At 51.3% G+C, this 8,124-nt stretch carries 8 protein-coding genes and 4 tRNA genes; 9 read left to right on the plus strand and 3 right to left on the minus strand.

The features are described from left to right. Positions 1-133 precede the first annotated feature (133 nt). The 3 genes from mutY to thiC are packed head-to-tail and all read right to left on the minus strand — an operon-like array spanning position 134 to position 3,401. On the minus strand, positions 134-1,231 hold the full coding sequence (gene mutY, locus G451_RS0121265; RefSeq protein ID WP_027185817.1) for an A/G-specific adenine glycosylase: 1,098 nt from the start codon (positions 1,229-1,231) through the stop codon (positions 134-136). 52 nt (positions 1,232-1,283) lie between these two features. Continuing rightward, entirely contained in the window at positions 1,284-2,030 is a 747-nt protein-coding gene (gene gpmA, locus G451_RS0121270; RefSeq protein ID WP_027185818.1) for a 2,3-diphosphoglycerate-dependent phosphoglycerate mutase, read from the minus strand. A 36-nt stretch (positions 2,031-2,066) separates the two neighbouring features. Continuing rightward, complete coding sequence (gene thiC, locus G451_RS0121275) at positions 2,067-3,401, minus strand: phosphomethylpyrimidine synthase ThiC (protein ID WP_027185819.1); 1,335 nt, start codon at positions 3,399-3,401, stop codon at positions 2,067-2,069. Positions 3,402-3,590: 189 nt separating this feature from the next. Between thiC and rpmE the strand changes: the two genes are divergently transcribed. The 9 genes from rpmE to G451_RS35100 all read left to right on the plus strand — a co-directional run. Then, positions 3,591-3,806, plus strand: a complete 216-nt coding sequence (rpmE, locus tag G451_RS0121280; protein WP_027185820.1) for a 50S ribosomal protein L31 — start codon at positions 3,591-3,593, stop codon at positions 3,804-3,806. Positions 3,807-3,858: 52 nt separating this feature from the next. Further along, positions 3,859-4,806, plus strand: a complete 948-nt coding sequence (locus G451_RS0121285) for a DUF1385 domain-containing protein (RefSeq protein ID WP_027185821.1) — start codon at positions 3,859-3,861, stop codon at positions 4,804-4,806. A 157-nt stretch (positions 4,807-4,963) separates the two neighbouring features. Then, on the plus strand, positions 4,964-6,037 hold the full coding sequence (prfA, locus tag G451_RS0121290) for a peptide chain release factor 1 (RefSeq protein WP_027185822.1): 1,074 nt from the start codon (positions 4,964-4,966) through the stop codon (positions 6,035-6,037). A 42-nt stretch (positions 6,038-6,079) separates the two neighbouring features. Beyond that, complete coding sequence (gene prmC, locus G451_RS0121295; protein ID WP_027185823.1) at positions 6,080-6,946, plus strand: peptide chain release factor N(5)-glutamine methyltransferase; 867 nt, start codon at positions 6,080-6,082, stop codon at positions 6,944-6,946. Positions 6,947-7,142: 196 nt separating this feature from the next. After that, positions 7,143-7,218 (plus strand) — tRNA-Thr (locus G451_RS0121300). A gap of 6 nt (positions 7,219-7,224) precedes the next feature. Continuing rightward, a tRNA-Tyr gene (locus G451_RS0121305) sits at positions 7,225-7,310 on the plus strand. Positions 7,311-7,374: 64 nt separating this feature from the next. Then, positions 7,375-7,451 (plus strand) — tRNA-Gly (locus tag G451_RS0121310). Positions 7,452-7,481: 30 nt separating this feature from the next. Next, positions 7,482-7,557, plus strand: a tRNA-Thr gene (locus tag G451_RS0121315). 64 nt (positions 7,558-7,621) lie between these two features. Beyond that, the coding region (locus G451_RS35100) for a GTP-binding protein (protein ID WP_034643367.1) at positions 7,622-8,124 on the plus strand (503 nt) is incomplete at its 3' end.

Consider the following 8,124-nt stretch of genomic DNA (forward strand, 5'->3'; position numbering starts at 1 on the left):
TACAACGCATTGCTTAGCGAGGGAGAAATGTCGACATCTGCTCGTCAAGCTCTCCTCGCTGTTTGATGTTGCGCCGGAAGCCGGAGAGGAAGTATTCTTCGGCCTCCGGCGTAACGGTTTTCAGACGAGAAGCCTACCACTGCAATACATTGGCTTCCCGTTTCAGGATATCCATGAGTTTACGGTGTCCGGCGGGGAAGGCAAACGTTGCGAGTTTGTCGAACGGCAACCAGTGCGAAGCCGTAGCTGCCGTCAGGACAGGAGGCGGAGGACTGGCGTTCGTCGGGTGGTCGAGACGCAGATGAAAACAATGCAGTGTAACGTGGTACTTCGTGTATCCATGTTTGATAATGCCTATTTTGCGGTCCACTTGCGTCGTATAGCTTGTTTCTTCCATGAATTCTCGGATAATTGCCGCTTCCGGGGTCTCCCCCTCTTCGATGCGGCCTCCCGGAAACTCCCAAAGATTGGCCCAGGCACCCTGTGGCAAACGTTTTTGGATATAAATCGATCCGTTATGTGAAAGAACTCCTGTGCAAACGTTGAGGCGAATAATCTCGGGGGAAGGAGTCAACACAGGACGATCCGTCAAAATATCGAGACGTTTGGCTTCACAATGTCGAAGCAGTGGGCAGGTATCGCATTGTGGCGTTTTCGGACGACAAATAACGGCGCCGAACTCCATCAGTGCTTGGTTGAAATCTCTCGCGTTATCTTGTGGAATCAACTCCGTAACGAGTTCTTGAACGCGTTGGCGTCCAGGCCGTTCCTTAATGGGCGTGTCAATGTCGAAGAGACGTGCGAAGACGCGCATGACATTGGCATCGATAGCCGGTACCGGGCGATTGAACGCAATGCTGAGGATGGCCCCGGCCGTATAGTCGCCGATGCCCGGAAGAGTCCGGAGCACGGCGGGATCGTCGGGCACAGTGGTGAAGCCGTTGCGATGGAGTTCTTGAGCGGCTTTCTGAAGATTGCGTGCACGGGAGTAGTACCCAAGGCCTTCCCATTGTTTGAGTACATCGTCTTCGTGGGAGTGAGCCAGTGTCATAATGTCAGGAAAACGAAGAATGAATCGTTCAAAATAATTTACGACCCGATCCATCTGAGTTTGTTGGAGCATAACCTCCGATATCCAAACATGGTAGGGATCGTAGGCAGTTCGCCAGGGCAAAGGACGTTTGTTTCGATTGAACCAATCGAGAAGCAGAGCAGTAATTTCGGATTTCATGAGAACAGAAGCCTTCCCCGGGAGGGCCGGGGAAGGCGTATGTTGAAGAGTTTTATTGGGCTTTGGCCTGATTGGCCACGGCGTTGATGCTTTTGGCGATCTCGTCCGGGTCTCCCAGGTAAAAGTGCTTGATAGGCGTCAAATCATCGTTAAGTTCATACACCAAAGGAACACCGGTCGGAATATTCAGCCCGGTTATGGCGTCGTCTGTCATATCATCGAGATATTTGACGAGACCGCGCAGAGAATTACCATGCGCCGCAACGAGCAGTCGTTTGCCAGTCTTGATTTCCGGAGCAAGAACATCGTGCCAATACGGCATGACGCGAGTGACTGTATCTTTAAGGCACTCGGTCAGTGGGAGTTCGTCCGAAGATAAATCAGCGTATCGCCGATCATGGCCGGGATAGCGATCATCATCCGAAGTCAGCGCTGGGGGCGGAGTGTCGTAGCTGCGTCGCCAGGTGAACACTTGCTCGTCTCCGTACTTTGCTGCAGTTTCGGCCTTATTCAGCCCTTGCAGTGCACCATAGTGGCGTTCGTTGAGACGCCACGTTTTGGTGACGGGCAACCACATAAGATCCATGCTTTCAAGTACGATATCCAGCGTTTTGACGGCTCGTTTGAGTACCGACGTATAGCAGCTATCAAAGGTGTAACCGCCATCAAGCAGCAGTTTGGCTCCGCTATGGGCTTCCTGAACTCCCTGATCGGTCAGCCCGACATCGGTCCATCCGGTGAACCGGTTTTCAAGGTTCCATTGGCTTTGGCCATGTCGGATAAGCACGAGTGTGAACATGATCCCTCCAGGTCCGTGTTCCTTTGAATGATGTCGTTAACGGTGCTTTGCACAATGCTGAGGCATTGTGCCTGCTTGGTGTGACGGTTCAGTTGCAGGTTGATCTTTGAGCATTTTAACTGCGCAAAATTTACCGCACATCGCGCATTCTTCATGCGTCTCATGGGGTTCACGGCGTGTGCGTACAAGGCAGGGATCCAGCGAAACATCCGCCATGGTTTTCCAATCGAGAGCCGCGCGCGCTTCAGAGATTTTCTTCTCGCGCTCAAGAGCCCACGGTCGGCCCAAAGATGTTTCGGCCGTTTGTGCGGCGATGCGCGATGCGAGAACACCTTCATGGACATCGGATGCATCGGGCAAAGTCAAGTGCTCGGCTGGAGTGACATAACACAAAAAGTCGGCGCCGTAATAGGCGGCAAGGCTTCCACCGATAGCCGCTCCGATGTGGTCGCGACCGGGAGAGGTGTCCGTCGTCAAAGGCCCAAGCACATAGAGCGGGGCGTTTTCGGTCAGACGTTTGATTCCCTGAATTTGTGATTGAACAAGGTGCATAGGCACGTGTCCAGGGCCTTCAATCATGATTTGGACACCGCGAGTATGGGCTTTTTTCGTCAGTTCGCCAAGAATAATGACTTCTTCCCATTGGGCGGCATCTCCGGCATCGCATCCGGCTCCGGGGCGCAATCCATCACCCAGGCTGATGACGACATTGTGTTTGCAGCAAATGTCGAGCAAGGCATCGTAATGGGTATAAAGCGGATTTTCTTTTTTATGCCGTCGCATCCAGCGGGCAAGGATGGAGCCCCCACGGGATACGATCCCCATCGTACGGTCGGTCTCGGCACCAAGATAGGCAGCACGTTGTGTGACGCCGCAGTGCAAGGTCATGAAATCGACGCCGGCCTCGGCTTGTGCATGAATTTCTTCAAGGAGTTCCTCGAAGGAGAAGTCACTTGGGTCTTTGTCTTCGGCGATATATTTTTCAGCAACGGCATACAATGGTACCGTCCCCAAAGGAAGTTTTGTCGCAGCGAGCATGGATCGACGGATGGCGGCAAGATCGCCAGCTGTCGACAGATCCATGACGGCATTCGCTCCAGCGGCCTCGGCGGCGCGCAATTTATCTATTTCTTCAGAAGGGTCATTGACCAAGGGAGATACGCCAATGTTGGCATTGACTTTAACGGGAGCGGGTTGGCCAATGACCGTCGGCATAACGTTGGTGTGGGAAGGGTTAGCCAAAATGACCATGGTTCCATTCCCAACGGCCTGGCGGAGAAACGCGGGATCGAGATGTTCTCTCGCGGCAATCGTATCGGCTTGTTTTTCTAAAAGAGCCGACAGAGGGGGGTTGTGTTCAATTTGCAGCATAGATGATTATTTCCTTTCTTGCGTGTAGTATTAACTTTCTCAGTCTATCATGTCAGGGAAAAGGATGAAAGTCGAAATTGAAAATATGTGATGTTCAAAAATGGAACAAATGAATAAACCTCTTGCCAATCCGGGAAAGAGGCGTTATCTGATTTCGCTTTGCCATGCGATTAATGAGGAGATTTTCAGATGAAACAAGACATTCATCCCAAAGTGTATAAGGCCAAAATGCGCTGCAACTGCGGCATGGAATCAGAAGTGGTTTCAACCCGAGGCGAAGAAGTCCTCGTTGAAATTTGTTCCAACTGCCATCCGTTTTACACGGGCAAGCAGCGTTTGATCGACACCGCCGGACGCATTGACCGCTTCCGGAAAAAGTACGCCAATTTCGGTAAGGGCAAATAGAGTTTCGTTTGCTCGACGGAGTGGTACGACCTCGAAAAAGGATCACCTGCCTATGAATTGGATTTTGCGCATGCTTTTGGCGGCTCAGGCATCGGTTGGCGGTCAAGCCGTCATGGAAGGCGTGATGATGCGCTCCCAAAACCGCCTGGCCATAGCTGTGCGTAAGCCAGATGGCGAAATTGTGGTCCAGACGCGTCCCTGGTTTTCTTTGACCAGTTCGCCGCTTTTGCAAAAGCCATTTCTGCGAGGGTTTCCTGTATTATTGGAAACCCTCGTTAACGGCATTTCTGCGTTGAACTATTCAGCCAAAGAAGCCATGGATGAGGAGAGCGGGGAGTTGAAACCCTGGGCGCTTGTCCTCACAATGGCGGCTTCCATTGCATTTGCGTTGGGGCTTTTTGTCGTGGTGCCTCATATTTTTTCGCTTGCTATGGGATGGCTCGGTCTGTCTGGTGACGCAAAGTCGCTCACGTTCCACATGTGGGATGGCCTTTTCAAAATGATGATTTTTTTTGCGTATGTCATCGCCATTTCGTTTTTGCCCGATATCCGAAGGGTTTTTCAGTATCACGGAGCTGAACATAAGGTCATCTGGGCGTATGAAACGGGTGTAGCGCTCACTCCTAAGGCGGTGCGCGCGTTCAGTCGTCTGCATCCTCGGTGTGGCACGGCCTTCTTGTTGTTTGTTTTGGCCGTGAGCATCGTCTTGTATACCTTTCTTGTGCCACTTATTTTGAACTGGTACGCTCCGGAAAATGAAATAGCACGGCAGGCCTTCATCATTGGCGTCAAGCTCGCGCTCATGGTCCCTATCAGCTCGGTCGCTTTTGAGATCATCAAGTTTTCCGGGAAATTCCACGACAACATCGTGTGCCGGGCCATGTCGTGTCCCGGGCTCTTCATGCAACTGCTCACCACGCACGAGCCTGACGACGAACAGCTTGAAGTGGCCATTGAAGCACTGAAAGGTGCACTTGGCCGTGAATGCGACGCCGTTTGAATCGATGCCCCGAAGCGCCTCCCGCGGATGGTTTCTGAGACCACGGTGGGGGTGGCGTTGTCGGTAAGTATTTTCGTAACCTTTTTGCCGTTGCATCGGGTAAACCTGTTGCATGGCTTGCATCGGCCCGGACCATTGCGCCGCGTGGAGGCGGATTATGTTTGCCAAACTGGAAAGCCTTGAAAACAAGTACGTTGAACTCGAAAATGAATTGAGCAAGCCGGAAGTTTATGGCGATCAGGAAAAGTATCGCAAGCTGACGAAAGCCCATTCCGACTTGAGCGATGTCGTCAAAGTCTTTCGCCGTTTTAAGCAGTTGTCTACGGAACTCGAAGACAATAAGGAAATGTTGGAAGACAGCGATCCTGAAATCCGGGAAATGGCCGAAGCTGAGATTAAAACAATTCGGGAAACGCTTCCCAAGCTTGAAGACGAGCTTCGTGTTTTGCTGTTACCCAAGGATCCGCTCGACGAAAAAAATATTTTACTTGAAATTCGTGCCGGTACTGGAGGCGAAGAAGCAAGCCTTTTTGCCGGGGATCTCTTTCGTATGTATTCACGCTACGCGGAGCGCATGCGTTGGAAGATGGAAATTATGAGTGCACATGAATCCGATTCCGGAGGATTCAAGGAAGTTATTGCCACCATGGCTGGAGACAGTGTGTACAGCCGTCTTAAATATGAATCCGGAACCCATCGCGTGCAACGCGTGCCTGCTACGGAATCGCAAGGCCGAATTCATACATCTGCCGTGACTGTGGCGATCATGCCTGAAGCCGAAGAAGTCGATGTGCAAATTGATCCGAATGACCTGCGTATCGATGTGTTTCGATCCAGCGGTCCTGGTGGACAGAGCGTCAATACAACGGACTCAGCTGTTCGTGTGACGCATATCCCTTCAGGGTTGGTCGTCATTTGCCAGGACGAAAAATCGCAGCACAAAAATAAGGCCAAGGCCTTGAAGGTGCTTCGGTCTCGCCTTTTCGAACGGATGGAAGATGAACGCTTGCAAAAAGAAGCTGCTGATCGACGTTCCCAAGTCGGTTCAGGCGACCGGTCTGAACGCATCAGGACATACAACTTTCCTCAAGGTCGCATGACGGATCATCGCATCAACTTAACGTTGTATCGACTCGACTCGATCATGGACGGCGATATTGATGAGATTATTGATGCCCTGGTCGGTCATTATCAGACCGAAGCACTCAAGTTGCAGGCTGGCAACGAATAAACGTTTAGACGTTCTGTCCTCAAAGTCAGCCGGGGAATCACGGTGCAGGAAAGGAACACGGTTCGGAGTATCTTAGCGAAAACCACTACCTACTTGGAACAGAAAGGGGTGGATTCGCCTAAGCTGTCCGCCCAGCTCTTGTTGGCAAAGATACTGGGCGTAGAGCGTCTTGATCTCTTCCTGGACCCACAGAGACCTATTATAGAGGCGGAGTTGAATACACTCCGCCCTCTTGTTGCCCGCCGGGGGAAAGGAGAGCCGGTTGCCTACCTTCTCGGCGAGCGTGAATTTTATGGGCGACCGTTTTCCGTTTCTTCGTCAGTGCTTGTTCCCAGACCGGAAACTGAACATTTGATTGAAGAAGCATTAAAGCGGATCCCTGCAGAGACGGGATGCCGGTTTATTGATCTCGGAACGGGATCAGGAATACTGGCAGTGACGGCTGCGCTGGAATATCCGAATGCAACCGGTCTTGCCGTGGATATTTGTCCTGATGCGTTGGCACAGGCTCGTATGAATGCACAGCAATATGGCGTTGATGGACGCATTTCGTTTCAGGAAGCTGATTTTGTTGATCTGAAAACAGAATACGGAAATTTTGATATCGTTTTTTCCAATCCTCCGTATATTGGGGAAGCAGACTATCAAACGCTTTCTCATGAAGTGACAGCCTTTGAGCCGCGAAAAGCTCTGATCGGCGGAATCAATGGAGTAGAGCTTCCATTACGCGTTATTGATGAGGCCGAAAAACTTCTTAAGCCGGGTGGATGGCTGTTCCTGGAAATGGGAATGGATCAGGGCAAGACGATAAGTGATTATCTTACCGAGCAAACAACATTCGACTCAATTGAAATAGTGAGAGATCTTGCTGGGTTGGATAGAGTTGGTGTGGCTCGAAAAAAAAATTGATAAAAAGTGAAAAAAAAGCTGGACAGAAGCGGGCCTCGTGTATAAATTTCCAATCCTTGTCAGCGGGGATGAGAAGACACTTCAACACGGAGTGCTGATCAGGTGAACCGCAGCAAGAAAAGAAAAAAAATACTACCCGTATAAAAAAAAGCTTGCAAAGTCCTTGAGTCGGGTGTAAAGGCACATCTTCTTTGGCGCTGACGTAGCTCAATTGGTAGAGCAGCTGATTTGTAATCAGCAGGTTGCGGGTTCAAGTCCCATCGTCAGCTCCAGTTTGTGGAGGGGTTCCCGAGTGGCCAAAGGGAACAGACTGTAAATCTGTCGGCGTATGCCTTCGGAGGTTCAAATCCTCCCCCCTCCACCACATAAAATTTTTTAGCAAACAGCTGTAGGAGACAGGTTTCTGTTGTTTGACTACAGGAGATTGCGCGGGAATAGCTCAATTGGCTAGAGCATCAGCCTTCCAAGCTGAGGGTTGCGGGTTCGAGTCCCGTTTCCCGCTCCATTCCACTGTATGTCCCTCGCTGTTTAAGAGGCCCACGTAGCTCAGCAGGTAGAGCACATCCTTGGTAAGGATGAGGTCACCGGTTCAAGTCCGGTCGTGGGCTCCATTCTTCTTTATTAACATTACTTTGGCAGGTGCCGAGATCAACCGACTATCAGGGGGAGAGATCCATGGGCAAGGCGAAATTTGAACGCAAAAAGCCTCACGTCAATATCGGAACCATCGGTCACATCGACCACGGCAAAACTACCCTGACTGCGGCCATCACCAAACTGGCCAGCTTGAAGGGCGGCGGTGAATTTATTCCTTTCGACCAGATCGATAAGGCGCCTGAAGAAAAAGAACGCGGCATTACCATCGCCACGGCGCACGTCGAATACGAAACCGACTCACGGCACTATGCCCACGTCGACTGCCCTGGTCACGCCGACTACATTAAGAATATGATCACTGGTGCTGCCCAGATGGACGGCGGTATCTTGGTCGTTGCTGCAACCGACGGTCCCATGCCGCAGACTCGTGAGCACATCCTGCTCGCTCGTCAGGTCGGTGTGCCTCAGCTCGTCGTCTTCCTCAACAAGGTTGACCTTGTTGATGACGAAGAACTGCTCGAACTCGTTGAACTCGAAGTTCGTGAATTGTTGTCCAAATACGGTTTCCCCGGCGACGACAT

The sequence above is a fragment of the Desulfovibrio inopinatus DSM 10711 genome (genome assembly GCF_000429305.1).
Classification (GTDB): domain Bacteria; phylum Desulfobacterota; class Desulfovibrionia; order Desulfovibrionales; family Desulfovibrionaceae; genus Alteridesulfovibrio; species Alteridesulfovibrio inopinatus.